Here is a 15,552-nt window from a genome sequence, read left to right as displayed (position 1 = left end):
TTATGAGTATTTTAATTAATCATAAATCAGGCGAAAACGTAAGCGTAAGCTGCTTTGGCGAAGTGCTGTGGGATTGTTTTGATTCAGGTAAACGTTTAGGTGGCGCTCCACTTAACATGTGTGTGCGTATTAACTCACTTGGCATTAAAGCCGACATGTTAAGCGCTGTTGGTAACGACGAGTTAGGCGCTGAGCTACTAAGCGAAATTACGAGCAAAGGCGTAAGCTGCGAATACATTGCTATTAATAGTGACAAAAAAACTAGCACGGTTGAGGTAACACTCGACAGTAGTGGCTCAGCTAGTTATGAAATAGTGGCAGACACTGCGTGGGATAATATAGCGCTTAACAATGAGTTACTTAGTAAAGTTAAAAGTAGCGATGTATTTGTATTTGGCAGCCTAATTGGGCGAAGCGAAGCGTCTTTAGCAACATTAAATGAACTAGTTGATGTAGCAAACTTTAAAGTATTTGACGTAAACCTACGTGCACCGCATTACAAGCTAGAAACACTTGTAGATTTAATGAATAAAGCAGATTTTATTAAATTAAACGATGAAGAGCTATACGAAATTGCTAAAGCGATGGGTTGTAAGTTTCATTCGCTTGAACAAAATTTAGCGTTTATAGCACAGCAAACAAATACCGATTACTTATGTGTAACCAAAGGTAGTCACGGTGCTTTATTAACAATCAAAGGCGAGAATTTTTATAATTCAGGTTATTTAATTAGCGTAATTGATACTGTTGGCGCAGGGGATTCGTTTTTAGGTTCGTTAATTTATCAGCTTTGTAGCAACGACGATGCGCAATATGCCGTTGACTTTGCATGTGCCGTTGGAGCTATGGTCGCCGAAAGTTCTGGTGCAACACCTACTTTAACGCATCAACAAATTAGTGAGTTTATGAACCCACTTTAAAAAAACATTGTGTGTGAAAGCGGTTATAACGTAAAAGTTTAACCGCTTTTTTTGTGCCCAAAATAAGACGTGTGTAATAAATATTCAATGTGGAACGTTAAGTGCGCAGGTTGCGTAAATAGTGGCTTATATCGACTATAGTATTAGCTAAACGTCTTATTGTTTGCGGGGTAAAGCTTTGTTATTGTTCGTCGATTATTCACGGATTGAAAAGGCGGGGCGACACACAATGCGCTCTATAACTAAAATACAAAAAGAGAAACGTGCTTTATGATCATCTTTTTTATCTGCCTCACTATTTTAATACTGGGCTATAAGTTTTACAGCCCATTTGTTGAAAAACAAGCCGGTTTGGATTCAACTGCCGAAACACCACAAAAACGCTTTAGCGAAGGTGTTGATTACGTAGCTATTCACCCTGTACGTGCATTTTTAATTCAATTTTTAAATATTGCTGGTGTAGGCCCAATATTTGGCCCAATTTTAGGTGCTTTATACGGACCAGTCGCACTAGTATGGATTGTACTTGGTAATGTTTTAGGTGGCGCTGTACACGACTTCTTCTCAGGTGTAATGAGTATAAAAGAAGACGGTAAAAGCCTACCAGAAATCGCAGGCCATTATTACAACATCGTATTTAAAGGCTTTATGCTTATATTTACTGCCATGCTACTATTTTTTGTAGGCGTAGTATTTATTATGAGCCCGGCAGGTTTGCTAAGTAACCTTGATTTTTTTGAAGGTACTATACTGGCAAACAACACCTTTTGGGTGCTTGCTATTTTAGCGTATTACTTTTTAGCGACCTTGCTACCAATTGATAAAATTATCACTAAGTTTTACCCAATTTTTGGTGCGCTAATGATTGTAATGACAGTAGCAATTGCTGTTTCGTTATTAATTAATGCGCCGCACTTACCGATACCAAGTGACTTTTTAGCCTACTTTGAAGCCGACCACGCACATGACTTTTTAGAGCCAAACCCCGACGGATTACCAACATGGCCATTGTTATTTATAACAATTACCTGTGGTGCTATTAGTGGTTTTCATTCTACTCAAGCACCTATTGTTGCGCGTTGTTTAACTAACGAAAAATACGTACGCCCAGTTTATTACGGTGCTATGACGTGTGAAGGTATTGTTGGCTGTGTATGGGCACTTGCTGGTATTGCAGCGTTCCCAGATGGTTACGCTGGCTTAAAAACATTACTTGACCAAGGTGGTCCAGGTTTAGTTGTAAACCATGTAGCTAATACTTACTTAGGTGTATTTGGCGGTATAATGGCAATTATTGCTGTAGCCGTGTTCCCAATTACTTCTGGTGATACAGCGTTCCGTTCACTACGTTTAACCGTTGTTGATGCGTTTAATATTCCGCAAAGTTTACGTAATCGCTTATTGGTAGCGGTGCCTATACTTACTATTGCGTACTTTATGACGAAGCTCGATTTCTCATTAATTTGGCGCTACTTCGCGTTCTCAAACATGTTACTTTCTACAAGCGTATTATGGCTTGCCACTAAGTACTTATTTGACCGTGGTACATTCCATTGGATTGCGAGTATTCCGGCTGTTATAGCAACAGCGGTTACTGTTTCTTATATTGGTACTGCCGCAATTGGTCTTAACTTATCAAGCGATTATGGCAAACCTATTGGCGCTGTAGTTACAGTGATTGGCTTAATTGTTTTGGTGATTGTGCATTCTAAGCATAAAGTTAAACCAACAACGGTTTAGTTACTTATGAGTTGCGTAAAGTAAACTACGTAACTTAGCCAAACAAAAAAACGAGCTATTTTATAGCTCGTTTTTTATATTTAAATTAAAGCTAAACTAAAGCTAAATTAAACAGTTTGGGTAGCAAGTTCAAAGTAACTGTTGTCGTCGAGTGTTTTGCTTATCATCATTGCGCCCTCTAGTAAGCTCACTGTTTTAATAGCAGCTTGGGCGGGATTAGGTTCATCATTAGCTAAATGAGCTGCTTTAAGCCACTGTAAGTTATGATTAAAAAATCGCTGTACTTCAAGGCGTACTTTATCAGGTAGGCTATCGCTTTCGGCACCTAACAAACCACATAAACACATTTTTTTATCGGTTACTAATGCCCCTCTAAAAAGCTGCGTGTACACTTCAATAGGGTTTTTACCGCTCGCTTTTAGCTCGTCCGGCTCACCTAACGCAGCCAAAAACGAGTTGGTATAGTGATGAGCAAGCTCTGCACCTAAATCAGCCTTTGTAGGAAAGTGGTAATGCACACTGGCGCTTTTAATACCGACTTCGCTCGCAAGCTCTCTAAAACTAAAGTTACTGTAACCACCAAGGCGTACTTTATCCTGCGCAGCTTTTAATAGTTCTTCTTTTTTACTCATTTACATACTTCCCCATTGCAATAATAAAATTATCGACCAGTAGGTAGTCATTTACAAGCCATTTTATTTTTATAAGCAACTTTATGATTTTAAAGGTTATTAAATTATGACCAAATGAAGGGTTAATTTAAAAATTGACTTACATTTAATTTAGGAATATAAATTACCTATCGATAGGTAGGTTACTGCCATCAATTAACTTTTAAACAATAAAGAATGAGACTGCTATGAAAATCTATGATGTAGAAAACTTTCCAAATCCACTTCGTGTTCGTATCGCTTTAGCTGAAAAAAATGCCACTGCGAATGTTGAGTTTGTACCTGTTGACTTATTAAATGGTGAACATAGAACAGACGCATTTTTAGCTAAAAACCCTTCAGCCGGTGTGCCCGTATTAGAGCTAGATGACGGCACGTTTATATCAGAAAGTACGGCTATTACTGAGTACATTGATACCGCGTTTGAAGGTCCATCGCTAATGGGTGAAACCGCAAAAGAGCGTGCAGTAATTAACATGATGCAAAAGCGTGCAGAATCTATGGTGCTTGACGCTGTGGCAACTTACTTTCATCATGCAACTGATGGTTTAGGCCCAGAGCTAGAAACGTATCAAAACGTAGCGTGGGGTGAAAAACAAGGTGAAAAGGCACGCCAAGGGTTTAGCTATTTTAATGATGTATTAGCGCAATCAGCATTTGTTGGTGGTGAGCAGTTTAGTATTGCTGATATTACATTGTATGCTGGGCTGGTATTTGCTGGATTTGCACAAATAGCAATCCCAAATGAGTTAACCCATTTAGTAGCATGGCAAGAAAAAGTAGCAAAACGCCCAAGTGTTGCTGCTTAATTTACTTGTTTTAGGTTAGGGTTTAAGTAAAACACCGGTTAGGAGCCAAATATGAAAATTGCTGCCGATTTTAGTAAACGAGTTGTAGTACATAGCGAAACACTCCCGTGGGTTGCATCGCCAATGGCGGGCGTTGATAGGCGAGCGCTGGACCGGGTGGGCGACGAAGTTGCCCGCGCAACAACTATTGTTCGTTATGCACCGGGCAGTGAATTTTCACCACATGTACATACAGGTGGTGAGGAGTTTGTTGTGCTAGAAGGTGTATTTCAAGATGAGCATGGCGATTTTCCGGCAGGTTCCTATATCCGTAACCCGCCGCAATCAAAGCACAAACCGGGGTCTGAAAATGGCTGCGTTATATTTGTAAAGTTATGGCAGTTTCAGCCAGAGGATCGAACGCATGTGCGTTTGCAAACAGACTTGATGCAAAGTACGGTGCATCCACATTTTAAAAATGTAGCCGTAACACCTTTATATAAAGACGACTTTGAAGAGGTAAGCTTATTGCACTTTGAGCCTAACGCCTGCATGGTTATAAACGCAAAAGGTGGAGCAGAGTTCTTAGTACTAGAAGGCTCATTAGATGAGCAAGCCGATACCCTTGTAAAAAACAGTTGGTTAAGAGTGCCTATTAATAGCACTATTAATGTTAAAGCGGGAAGTAATGGTGCAAAAGTATGGCTTAAAACTGGCCATTTAACTGATGTAGAAAACCAGATATCCCGCGTACAAAACGCATAATTGAGTAGTTTATTTGAGATTGTTTATTGATCTAGTTCAGGACTATTTATTGATCCAGTTCAGGACTATTTATTGATTTAGTTCAGGACTAATTAACTTTAGAAGGTGTATTTTTGTTACTTACTATTTAAGGAGAGTGGCAATGGTACACACAACACATGGTTTATCTATTGGTCTTGAACGTGCAGGACGAGAGTTTTTTTTAAAACTTAAAGCCGTTGGTACACTTACTCACGACGACTATAAAATAATCACCCCAATGATAAATTCAGCACTTAGCGAAGTTAATCATCCTGTAGTAAATGTTTTAATAGATGGCAGTGAACTTGAAGGCTGGGAACTACGCGCAGCGTGGGACGACCTCAAGTTAGGTATTAAGCACTCTAAAGAATTTAAAAAAGTAGCCATTTACGGTAATAAAGAGTGGCAAGCTCGAATGGCCAAAATAGGCAACTGGTTCATATCGGGTGAGGTTCAATACTTTGAAAATGCTACCGCAGCCATAGATTGGCTAGACGAATAGCCTGATTGAAAACTTAAATTAAAGCACTCTTATAGAGTGCTTTTTTCTTTATGGGTAACGTTATTTGATGAATTACTATAACTGGCGCGGGCCATATAGCTATAATCGAATGCTTGCCCCTGCTGTAGCAGAAGACAAACTTAACCCACTGTCCGGAATTAGTTGACCACAACAGTCTTGTTTTGTAGTAAGAGCGCTAATGACTTATTTAATGGATGAAATGAAATAACCCGGCGATAAAAGATAAATTATTAATCTAAAATTAAATTTAATGGCACCGTTTTGTATATTTCATTAGGGTGGCAGTCTAGTTCAGTAAAAAGATGAACGCTTAGTCCAAAAGTAAATTTAGTGACTCGGCTTTGTCTATTTAATTATAGTAATTAAAGTGGTTCTCTTGTTTAATCCTTCCGCATAATAGAAATATCAAATGTTTGAGTAAATACTTAATTCAGGGATAAAAATGAAAACTATAATCAAAAAAATGTCATACCTTGTATTATGTGTATTGCTAACAAGCGGTTGCACTACCGCTAGTCCTAGTAGATTAGGGCCTGATGTAACGCCTGCGTTGTATAGTATTGAAACCCCATACACTATTAGTAAAGTGAGATCAGCTAATCGCAAATCTGGCTCATACATCGTAGGCTCAAGTTACGAGGGGACTTTATTTGCAGTAGATTATGACGGTAAAGTTTTATGGGAAAATAAATTGTCTGGTTTTATGAACCATGATGTTTGGACACAAGATATTACCGGTGATGGTAATGATGAAATATTGACCGCTAATGCAGATGGTCATGTGTATTGTTTATCCGACAAAGGTAAATTGAAATGGTCATTTAAAATTAATGATGCACCTATGTACTCTGTTACCGCTATAAAAAAAGATAATACTTCATATGTGGTCGCCGGTGGTTTTGATAATAATTTTTATTATTTAGACACTCAAGGTAAGTTAATAAAAACCATTGCATCTTCAACTTATTCAATTGAAAAATCGCGCCCAAACAAAGCAACCAAAGATAACCCTCAGGCGCGCTCTCAACCAGCGAAACGTCACTCAATCAACTTTTTAAGAGCACTTAAACAAGCCGACGGTAGTGATGTTTTAGCGGTGCTAGGTGTTGTTAATTCAATGCAAGGATCTGGCGCTATATATTTATTTAAACCACTCACAGATAAGCCATTTATTGCTGACCCATTAAAAGCGATGCGCTCACCCATTGGTGATATACGTGTAGTAGATATTGATGACGACGCAAATCAAGAGGTGCTTTTGGGCAGCACTAAAATGAAAAACCAAAGCATCGCCTTATATGATCCTAAAACAAAGTCTGAAACCGTTATTCCATTAAAAACAATATCACCTATATTCGGTAAGTTTGGTTATCGAATAGCTCAAACCGAACTAGTTGAATATCAAGGTGAAAAAAGTATATTTATCCTTTACGGTAATAGTTTAACTATTATTCCTGCCACTATGAAAAAAGCTAAAACTAAAACTAATGTGGTTACAGGAAAGTATTCGTATAACGATATGTGGAAAGACCCTGCAACAAATAAAATTATTTTAGCCAGTAGTCAAAGTGGTGGTAGCAGCATTCACGTTTTAGATATTGCGAAAAAAGGATGGGATAATCAATTTAAAAACTTAAATCCTCCTGGAAAAATTGCTGCTATTTTGAATAATATTGACAAGGTAAACCAGCAGTTAACGCATTACCAAGAAACGACATATAAACATAAACCATTACCTGTATATTTAATGTCTGATATAAATAAGACATCAAAGAAAGTGGTTAAACACATCACGAATGAATACGATAGCCCTATATTTCTTGATTCAGGCAACCTGGGTACTGAAAATTGGGATCGTTCTGCAATACCGAACAAGGTTTATCAAAATAAACGTGACCGAAGAAAAAAATATGATTTATCGCAAGCAGAAATATTAGAAAAAGCCAAACAACTCTATAGCGGTGATGTTGGTGCAGCCTATTGGGGCGGTCATGGTAACGATCCATACTACCGTAGTTTAGATACTCATATTAAAACCTTAAAAGTAGCCAATGGGAAAAAATCTGTTTTAATTTTTCCTGAAGTGGCTCACTACGATAAAGATTTTGAAATAATGTTAGAAGATTTTATGTTTCCTTTAGCGGAGGCGGCACAAAAACTCAACGGCAACTTGTTTTTAAGGAACAAGCACACGTTCTGGCAATCAATGGTTTATAAAAAAGGGTGGTCAAGGCTAATTTCCGGTGAATTCGCCGATGTTTTTGTACCTGCAATGGAAGAAACTACTGATAAATCGATGGAATTAAGCATTGCCGGTAGAGTCGGTTTGTGGGCTAGTGGTTCGGTTAACAATTGGGGAGCGCGTTTAGCTCGAGATAACACAAGTTATGATCGATTAAGACAAAATTCGCATCAAATGTTGCCTAATCATGCTCTGCGACAGTACATCTATAGTGCAGCCAATGGCGCGACTTATATTAATAATTTTCCTGTTGACCAAACACACATGAAAACCTTTTGGGATTTAATTGGCAAAGGCGCGTTGTACATACCTAAACCTAATGAAATTTTAAGCTATTCACCTGTAAATATTGGCATGTTGCCACCAGATAATCATTATTTAGATGAAGGGAATAATGTTAAAACAACGTCGCTGTATGATCAAAAGGTCGAAGATGAAAATCCAATGGTATTCAGCCGACTAAATGGCTCATGGCCTGGGGCTCCTGTGACTGAGTGGGATTTTTCACGTTATGCCGCAGGTGTTAAAGAAAGGCGTTTGGGTTTCTTACCTCAATACCCAAACGGTTTAGTGTTAATTACACCACCACAAAAGGGCGTATTCGCTGATGATAAAGCAGCTAGAGGTGCTTTAGTTGATCATTTACACCCTATTTATAAAAACATTATGCAAGAGTACTTAACTGACGGTAGAGAGTATGTTTCTGCAGATGGTAAACAACGTTTTCCAGCAAAAGAATTTTATAAAACGGTAGAAAAAAGTATTAAGGATAAATCAAAGCTATTACCCATTACAGTAAAGGGCAATGTAGCTTGGGTTGTCGCGCAAACCTCACCGACTAACTTACGTTTAACTTTGGTTGATGGTGGTTATATTAATCCACAAACAGCACTAGCTGAGGTAACCTTTAACACTATATCGCCTAAAAAAATTAAAGATATTTTGTCAGGGGATGAGTTTAAAATCACAAATGGGAAGATTAATGTTCAGTTACCTACAGGTGGGTTTAGGTTTTTAGATATCACTTTAGAAAAACGATTATAGAAAAATGGGTGCAATAAAAGAAACCGTATATTTTGGAGCTTACAAAATATAGTACTATAAAATTAATTACTCTGATTAAAGTTTACGTGATAAAGAAACCTTAATGTATATAAAATATTACTTATAGTGCGCTGCTATTTTAGAGCGCGCTGACCTTTGGTTTTTTCTAGGGAAGATGCTCCTTTGTTACCTACACGGATGTCATAGTTAAGTACTTAAGAAAAATGTTAAGTACAGCCTTAATAATTTGGCTCAGGTCTTTCTTTTTGCCTTTAGTGTTTATAAATAATGAATCACACAAAAAGCTGAGCTATGTAGACAAAATGAAAGTAAAAATAGACAGACCAATTGCTCGACAACAGCTGTTTATTAAAGAAAGCCAAATGACTTGACCGTATAGAGCCTACTTTTCTTCAAATAGAAAGCGGAATATTACAGTGATTTAAGGCATGAATAAATTGACCTTACGGGGCCTGGTGAAAGTGAATGCCTTTAATTTATTGTGCGGCAGCTGTATTACCTTGTTCATAATATAGAAAAGCTGCAAAATACGATACATTAAGAAGGGGAAGCCCTTTTAACCTAAATTTAAGCTACTCAAGCACCCTTAATCCCTTCCAAAACGCCAATTAAAACAATATCAAATACTTCTATATTCTGCGTAAAAATACAGTAATCAATTGAACCAAAATAGGAACTCAGCTATGGTTTATTAATCAATAAAAACAAATAAAAAGCGAGTTAATCTACAGGCTCGTTATATGGCAAGGCGATTATGGCTAATTTTACAGATTTAAATTTACATGATGCAACTCTAATCAATATTGAATTTGATTGGGTAAATGCTTTAACGCTTGTAAGCTTTAAATTGCATCTAGAAAATATCGTAATTAAGTTTAGCGATTGTACAAATGTATGTATTCCAAATGAAAGTCCTTGCGGACAATCAGCATCTGTAAATACAATTAGCCAAGATGGTAATACGTTTAAAATAGAAATGCAGTCTGGTGATGTTATTTCGGTAAACTCAAGTTCTTTTTGTGTTGAGTAATTGCCATATAAGCAATTCAACAAGGACAAAAAACAGTTGGCTTTTTGTTCACTACGTTCACTTATTTTAGCCAACCATTTTTGCCTATTAATATGGGCGTTAGGTTGCAGATGAGCACCGAGATTGAACCAATGTATGTTGATTGTGGCGAACATGGGAAGAGAGTTGCTTCCGTTGTATGTTGCCATTTGTTGAAGCTTGAAGGTGAGCGCGTAGGCTTTATTGAGAACTCAAGCGAACCTAATGATCTCCAAGCTTGGTGTTCTAAATGTGAAGCGGAGTTTGAAGAGGAAGATGGTATGACTGAGAAGTTTCGAGCATTTAATAAAATGTCTGTTGTATGTGTCAATTGTTACGAAAAATCAGCCGACTATCACAGCATCGAGGCTCAATAGTGTTTGTCGTAAAACAGCAACCTAACAAGCCAAGTTAGCGGGAATTTTACTCACTGCAAAACGCTCAAAAAATCCCCTGCTTGGGGCAACTATATGTACAAGGAGAGTTCAATTGATACGTTACCTATTATTACTGTTGATAATACCTTTTTATTCTTTTGCTGAAGTTAACCTTCCTCTGCAAAAAGAACTAATTGAAATGGAGGTCGAAGATCAACATATTCGAAACAAAATAGGTGAGGTAGGGTGGCAAAACCCACCTAAAGAACTCCTAGAGAAAATGATAAAAATAGATAATAGTAATACAGTAAGACTTAAAACTATCATCAAAAAGCATTCATGGGTTACAAAGGATTTAGTCGGGGTTAAGGGAGTTGGTGCCGCATTTTTAGTCATCCAGCATTCACCTGATGTTGCATTTAAAGAAAAAATGCTTCCTTATTTAAAACAATCATATTTGAATGGCGAAGGTGTTAGCGGACAACAAGTTGCCCTTTTAACTGATAGAGTTCTTATTGCACAAGGAAAGAAACAAATCTATGGTACTCAAGCTAATGTGACTGAAGGTAAAGTTGTGTTTAGCCCTATAGAAGATGAGACTAATGTAGATAAACGTCGTGAAAAGATGAAGATGCTCCCTTTAGATTTTTATTTAAAAATAATGGAAAAAATGTACGGGATTAAAGAACATCCTGAAATAGACTTGAATTAATGCCCATATAAGCTGTTAAACAAGGACAAAAAACAGTTGGCTCGCTAATTTTAACCAACTATTTTATTGCCTGTAAACAGGGCATTGAGGCTGTAGAATTACTCTTTTTAGGAACGTATCCAACTACATTCAATTGATTGCTTTTTAACCTTTAATCCATCTATTCGCTGTGATCTAATAGATATTATTCACCTATGGTAAACCGTTATGGCACTTTCTTTGGGTGAGAAGTTAAGCCTGACTTATCCTGTCAAAATAAATTCATTCCTATCAATTTTGCTGAGCAAATTTTGCCTGGCACCTTTGAGTATGCCCTTTGTTATATTGTCGAAAATAAAATCGACTTGTCAGGCTTTGACACGTGGTATAACAACGACAAAACGGGCGCGGCGGTGTATCCACTCTCGGTAATGCTAAAGATTATTTTTCTGGGCTATGCACATGGTGTTATTAGTAGCCGCCGCATTACACATTGGCGAACTAATGTGAGTAATTGTAAAAATTTACTCGCATAACATTTGAAATTATTAATAAGCACCAAGCCTGCATCACTGCAGTTATTTTCATGCGTGTAATTCAGGTTTAATAGCAACAATGGCATATTTAATTGATTAGATGAGAGCAACCAAGCAATAAAAGACAAATACCCAGGCTAAAAAACAAATTTAGAAGTATTATCTTATTTTTTAAATTAAGATGGATGTTTAGCTTAGAAAACCACTAAACAATCGAGTCGAGGCTAATTTTTAGATAGGATTGAGACATTAAAAGTAACATAACGAATTATGATTTTAATACAAGTAAATAGGCAGGGCCAAACTCTCCCTCATACTAAAAATACTAATGCATCTTATATACAGGAATGTAGATGAAAATCTGGAAAGGCACGTTTGCGATACTTACCACACTGACATTACTGGTTGGGTGCGATTGGTTTGACGATAAAGTAACAGTGGCACCTGAGCAACAGGCTTATTTGATACCTGAACGTCATATAGAGAACGTTAAGTTACAAAAGCTATCGGCTAAAACATTATCTAATGAGCAGCTTTATCGTCGTGCTTTAAGTTTGTGGCCTGTAGCTTATCGCGAGCTTAGTATTCCTACCTCACTTGGTCAGGCTCGGGTTATTGTAGCAGGGCCAGAAGATGCTGAGGCTGTTGTTCTATTGCATGGTATGCAAGCGAACTCAGCTATGTGGTACCCTAATATAGCGGCATTAGCCGAACACTATCGGGTTTATGCCATTGACGATTTACTTGGTTCTGGAGGCTCACTTGCTGATACCGATATTTCAGGAATGACTCAAGTGGTAAGTTGGTATCAAGAATTATTTGATCTATTGCAATTGGACTCGATAAATCTAGTTGGTGCCTCGCGGGGAGGTTGGCAGGCGACTGCTATTGCACTAGCAGAATCAAATAATGAAATGTCGCGCATTCAAGCTTTGGTGTTGCTTAGCCCTGCGCAAACGTTCGGTTGGATTGAGCTAAGCGGTGACTTATTGTCGAGTATTTTGTTTACGTTAAACCCTGTACGCGATGAGGTTCAAGAGAGCTTAAAAACTTTGTCTACCAAAGTGCACTTGATTAACTCTATTTACTTGGATCAATATGTGGCAGCACTTGATGATAATCCTGTACCAGGTTTAATTACCGAAATGCGACCATTTTCAGATCAGCAGCTCCAACAAATTACTCAGCCTACACTAGTTATGATTGGTGATAATGACATAATGAACAATCAAGATAGTCTTGAGAGGGCAAATAAAATGCTGAAAAAAGTTCAAACTATACAGGTTCAAGATGCGGGACATTTTTTAACAGTCGATCAAGCTGAGCAAGTAAATCGTGCAGTATTGGATTTTTTATCTCTTTAATTTTTGGTGAGTTTACGTAAGCATAAAATTTTTACTCAAATCCCCACGGATATCACGTTAACTATTGAAGCAAATAAAGTAAGACACTTAGCTTTTCGCAGTTTGTATTTGGGTGCAGGTTGTACGGAACAACTAAATTGTAATTTTTAGTGTTAATACCTTTCTCAGCTATTTTAAAGGTTCTTTTAGAAGTGCAAATTACGCCTTTTTTATTTCCTCGAACTTCTCATCGTTTGCGACCATCTCAATGAGTTAGGGTAATTTTATGAAAGGTGAATACTTAAACCAGCCATTGCAACGTTTTAAAAGGAATAGATAAAGTAATTATTCCTAACAAGGTTTTTGTTGATTGGACACAAGGCAAAGGAGCTTACTACCAACCTGATATTGCATATAACGCCATTTGCATTGCCGTAACCGCTGGCAATCATTTGTGCAACAAGAAAATTAACGTGACACCCATCCTAATTCTTTCATTAAGGTTAGTGTTTAGTTTAATTATTACTAGCACCAAAAACGCGGTATAAAGCCGCGCCTACAAATATAACATCACTGCTGTAGGTGCTAGTTTACCTAGCGCAGTAAAATTAGGGTGTGTGTCTAGTTTAATTGCGTAGTTTAATTCTCGAATGAGTCCACCACTCATTTATTCTTAAATGGCATAAACAGTAAACCCCAAAGCGAGGTATTTTGCTTTTGGCTGGGGTATTCTTTTAAGCCAATGTTTATATCTGCGTCGGTTTTTTTTGCTTTATCTTTGTAGCTGCCAAATAATTTATCCCACCAAATTACACTAAAACCATAGTTTGAGTTAGTTTCACTAACTACTTGGCTGTGGTGAATACGATGCAATATTTGCGTCATTAATATTAAACGCAGTGGTTTTTCTATTGCATTGGGTAGGCGTATATTTGCATGGTTAAATAATGCTAAACCATTAAGTGCTATTTCAAATATTAATACTGCAATAGCAGGTACACCTAAGGCAGTAACTGCAATGAGCTTTATAAGTATGCTAAGTATAATTTCGATAGGATGAAAGCGCAGGCCTGTACTGGTGTCTACGTGTGCATCGGCGTGGTGTACACGGTGCAAACGCCATAAAATAGGTACGTTATGAAATAACCTATGTTGCCAGTAAATGAGTATATCGAGTAATAGCATGCTTAAAACAATAGTTATTACGCTTGGCATGGCGATTTGATTAAATAAGCCTATGCCGTGTTCTTGATTATAAAGTGCCACGGCAGTTAACCCAATAGGGACCACTAAGCGCGCAATAACTGATGATGCAAACACTAATCCAAAATTAGCAAACCAACGAGTGCTGCTTTTAATGGGAGATGTACGCGCAGGCATACGCGATTCAAGCAGCATCATAATAACTAAAATGCTAAAAAAGAAACCTAAGCGCCACCATATTTCGTTAGTCATTTATTACCTCAGAATTTGCACTGCTAAGGGTATCTTCAGTTGCTTTGTTAGCACCAGCTTCTTGTTGCTTAAGTGTATGATAACCACCATGTATACGGGTAAAAATGGTTATGCCACACGCAATAGCAAAAATACTCGCCATAATGGCAAAATGCTGCGGCCAAATACAAAATGCAATAAATAGCGCTATTGTTTCAGTACCTTCTGTTAAGCCGTTTAAGTAATAAAAGCTTTTGTATTTAAATTGCGGTTTTTCGAGTTTAAATTTTTCGGCTACAATCGCAAATGCCAAAAAGCTTGAACCCGTGCCAATAAATGTGGCAAGCAATATAGCGCCTGCAATCGCATTTTGTTCAGGATTTGCCAAAATAAACCCAAGTGGAATAGCCGCGTAAAATAAAAAGTCGAGCGTAATGTCTAAAAAACCACCTGCGCTTGAACTTAAATTTGCATAGCGTGCTAATGCGCCATCAAGCCCATCTAAAATTCGATTTAAAGCAATGGCCACTAATGCGCCGTACCACATTTCAAACGCCAGTAATGGCACCGCTAATAATCCAACTAAAAAGCCAACTACGGTAAGCTGGTCGGGCGTTATACCGCGCTTGTGCATTAATGCTACAACCGGTGTTAACAGCGGCTTTATTACAGGGGTAATATATTTGTCTAACATGTTTGGTGCCTTATGCGTTTAAAGCTATGTATTAAAATCATGTATTAAAGTGCGCTACTTAGAGTAATGAGTGTGCCATTTGCAGCTTCTGCGTCGCTGTGGTCGTGGGTTACCATTATTGCGGGTAGTTTGTGATCCCGTATTTGGCTAAACACGAGCTCGCGTGTATCAACACGCAGTTGTGTGTCGAGTTTGCTAAAGGGTTCGTCGAGTAAAATGGCTTTAGGTTCGCTCAGCAGCATACGTAATAATGCAACACGGGCTTGTTGTCCGCCAGAGAGGTTATCGGGATGGCGATTGCCCATGTCTTTAAGACCTACTTGCTCAAGTGCGTGTTCTATTTTTTCAAGGCGTTGTTTTTTATTACCTTTGGGCATTGCAAAGGCAATGTTACCAGCAACCGTTAAATGCGAAAACAATAAAGCGTCTTGATAAAGAACTCCAATATGGCGCAAGTGTGGAGGGGTGTTATCGATATTTTGACCGTTAAGCCATACTTCACCATTGGCCTTAAAGCTACTTGGTAAAGTACCTGTAAGCCAATTTAATAAGCTTGATTTACCACTGCCTGAAGGGCCCATAATAGTTAGAATTTCACCGCCATTAACTTGCTCATTTAAGCTAAGTAGCAACTCATTTTGGCGATAAAGCTGACAATTTTTAATCTGTAATGATGACTGCATTAAAAAAACCT

Annotated in this window: 14 protein-coding genes; 10 read left to right on the top strand and 4 right to left on the bottom strand. The window is 37.8% G+C overall.

Annotated features, from left to right (window positions below; genetic code table 11):
* The first annotated feature begins 2 nt into the window (after nt 1–2).
* Both GQR55_RS09440 and GQR55_RS09435 read left to right on the top strand, forming a co-directional pair.
* Nucleotides 3–920 carry a carbohydrate kinase gene (locus GQR55_RS09440; protein WP_166420383.1) on the top strand — a complete coding sequence of 306 codons (918 nt, stop codon included), beginning with the start codon at nt 3–5 and terminating at the stop codon, nt 918–920.
* Between the two features lie 270 nt (nt 921–1,190).
* Nucleotides 1,191–2,660: a carbon starvation protein A gene (locus GQR55_RS09435; RefSeq protein WP_166420382.1), complete on the top strand. Its 1,470-nt coding sequence runs from the start codon at nt 1,191–1,193 to the stop codon at nt 2,658–2,660.
* 107 nt (nt 2,661–2,767) lie between these two features.
* On the opposite strand, the gene GQR55_RS09430 is transcribed toward GQR55_RS09435, so the two are convergent.
* The gene (locus GQR55_RS09430) at nt 2,768–3,292 is read right to left on the bottom strand and encodes a TetR/AcrR family transcriptional regulator (protein ID WP_166420381.1); all 525 of its coding nucleotides are present in this window, start codon (nt 3,290–3,292) and stop codon (nt 2,768–2,770) included.
* Between the two features lie 227 nt (nt 3,293–3,519).
* Between GQR55_RS09430 and GQR55_RS09425 the strand changes: the two genes are divergently transcribed.
* From GQR55_RS09425 to GQR55_RS09390, 8 genes are all read left to right on the top strand, one after another.
* Nucleotides 3,520–4,140, top strand: coding sequence for a glutathione S-transferase (locus tag GQR55_RS09425; protein ID WP_166420380.1), 621 nt, complete (start codon nt 3,520–3,522; stop codon nt 4,138–4,140).
* A gap of 51 nt (nt 4,141–4,191) precedes the next feature.
* Complete coding sequence (locus tag GQR55_RS09420; RefSeq protein ID WP_166420379.1) at nt 4,192–4,884, top strand: cupin domain-containing protein; 693 nt, start codon at nt 4,192–4,194, stop codon at nt 4,882–4,884.
* A gap of 142 nt (nt 4,885–5,026) precedes the next feature.
* Nucleotides 5,027–5,407: an STAS/SEC14 domain-containing protein gene (locus GQR55_RS09415; RefSeq protein WP_166420378.1), complete on the top strand. Its 381-nt coding sequence runs from the start codon at nt 5,027–5,029 to the stop codon at nt 5,405–5,407.
* Nucleotides 5,408–5,870: 463 nt separating this feature from the next.
* Nucleotides 5,871–8,714: a PQQ-binding-like beta-propeller repeat protein gene (locus GQR55_RS09410; protein WP_166420377.1), complete on the top strand. Its 2,844-nt coding sequence runs from the start codon at nt 5,871–5,873 to the stop codon at nt 8,712–8,714.
* Between the two features lie 775 nt (nt 8,715–9,489).
* Entirely contained in the window at nt 9,490–9,765 is a 276-nt protein-coding gene (locus GQR55_RS09405; protein ID WP_166420376.1) for a hypothetical protein, read from the top strand.
* A gap of 110 nt (nt 9,766–9,875) precedes the next feature.
* Nucleotides 9,876–10,160 carry a hypothetical protein gene (locus GQR55_RS09400; protein ID WP_166420375.1) on the top strand — a complete coding sequence of 95 codons (285 nt, stop codon included), beginning with the start codon at nt 9,876–9,878 and terminating at the stop codon, nt 10,158–10,160.
* Between the two features lie 112 nt (nt 10,161–10,272).
* A complete protein-coding gene (locus GQR55_RS09395; RefSeq protein ID WP_206012064.1) occupies nt 10,273–10,872 on the top strand; it encodes a DUF6624 domain-containing protein in 600 nt (199 codons plus the stop codon).
* Between the two features lie 868 nt (nt 10,873–11,740).
* Nucleotides 11,741–12,751, top strand: coding sequence for an alpha/beta hydrolase (locus GQR55_RS09390; RefSeq protein ID WP_166420374.1), 1,011 nt, complete (start codon nt 11,741–11,743; stop codon nt 12,749–12,751).
* A 642-nt stretch (nt 12,752–13,393) separates the two neighbouring features.
* Here the strand turns inward: GQR55_RS09390 and GQR55_RS09385 are convergent.
* Genes GQR55_RS09385 through GQR55_RS09375 form a run of 3 tightly spaced genes read right to left on the bottom strand, consistent with a single transcriptional unit; the run spans nt 13,394 to nt 15,541 of the window.
* Entirely contained in the window at nt 13,394–14,185 is a 792-nt protein-coding gene (locus GQR55_RS09385; RefSeq protein WP_166420373.1) for a sterol desaturase family protein, read from the bottom strand.
* Nucleotides 14,178–14,858 (bottom strand): CDP-alcohol phosphatidyltransferase family protein, encoded by a 681-nt coding sequence (locus tag GQR55_RS09380; protein ID WP_166420372.1) that lies wholly within the window; start codon nt 14,856–14,858, stop codon nt 14,178–14,180. The genes GQR55_RS09385 and GQR55_RS09380 overlap by 8 nt, the downstream gene beginning before the upstream one ends.
* Before the next feature lie 44 nt (nt 14,859–14,902).
* Nucleotides 14,903–15,541 (bottom strand): ATP-binding cassette domain-containing protein, encoded by a 639-nt coding sequence (locus GQR55_RS09375; protein WP_165740875.1) that lies wholly within the window; start codon nt 15,539–15,541, stop codon nt 14,903–14,905.
* Between the last annotated feature and the right edge of the window lie 11 nt (nt 15,542–15,552).

Source organism: Pseudoalteromonas sp. Z1A8, from assembly GCF_011378855.1.
Classification (GTDB): Bacteria; Pseudomonadota; Gammaproteobacteria; order Enterobacterales; family Alteromonadaceae; genus Pseudoalteromonas.
Note: the sequence above shows the minus strand (reverse complement) of the source record. Positions and strands in the feature narration are given on the sequence as shown.

What these genes read in the sequence shown, in the direction of transcription:
- GQR55_RS09400 (WP_166420375.1), top strand. Translation starts at nt 9,876, where the DNA reads ATGAGCACCGAGATTGAACCAATGTATGTTGATTGTGGCGAACATGGG.
- GQR55_RS09420 (WP_166420379.1), top strand. Translation starts at nt 4,192, where the DNA reads ATGAAAATTGCTGCCGATTTTAGTAAACGAGTTGTAGTACATAGCGAA.
- GQR55_RS09440 (WP_166420383.1), top strand. Translation starts at nt 3, where the DNA reads ATGAGTATTTTAATTAATCATAAATCAGGCGAAAACGTAAGCGTAAGC.
- GQR55_RS09410 (WP_166420377.1), top strand. Translation starts at nt 5,871, where the DNA reads ATGAAAACTATAATCAAAAAAATGTCATACCTTGTATTATGTGTATTG.
- GQR55_RS09375 (WP_165740875.1), bottom strand. Translation starts at nt 15,541, where the DNA reads ATGCAGTCATCATTACAGATTAAAAATTGTCAGCTTTATCGCCAAAAT.
- GQR55_RS09435 (WP_166420382.1), top strand. Translation starts at nt 1,191, where the DNA reads ATGATCATCTTTTTTATCTGCCTCACTATTTTAATACTGGGCTATAAG.
- GQR55_RS09405 (WP_166420376.1), top strand. Translation starts at nt 9,490, where the DNA reads ATGGCTAATTTTACAGATTTAAATTTACATGATGCAACTCTAATCAAT.
- GQR55_RS09380 (WP_166420372.1), bottom strand. Translation starts at nt 14,858, where the DNA reads ATGTTAGACAAATATATTACCCCTGTAATAAAGCCGCTGTTAACACCG.
- GQR55_RS09430 (WP_166420381.1), bottom strand. Translation starts at nt 3,292, where the DNA reads ATGAGTAAAAAAGAAGAACTATTAAAAGCTGCGCAGGATAAAGTACGC.
- GQR55_RS09390 (WP_166420374.1), top strand. Translation starts at nt 11,741, where the DNA reads ATGAAAATCTGGAAAGGCACGTTTGCGATACTTACCACACTGACATTA.
- GQR55_RS09425 (WP_166420380.1), top strand. Translation starts at nt 3,520, where the DNA reads ATGAAAATCTATGATGTAGAAAACTTTCCAAATCCACTTCGTGTTCGT.
- GQR55_RS09385 (WP_166420373.1), bottom strand. Translation starts at nt 14,185, where the DNA reads ATGACTAACGAAATATGGTGGCGCTTAGGTTTCTTTTTTAGCATTTTA.
- GQR55_RS09415 (WP_166420378.1), top strand. Translation starts at nt 5,027, where the DNA reads ATGGTACACACAACACATGGTTTATCTATTGGTCTTGAACGTGCAGGA.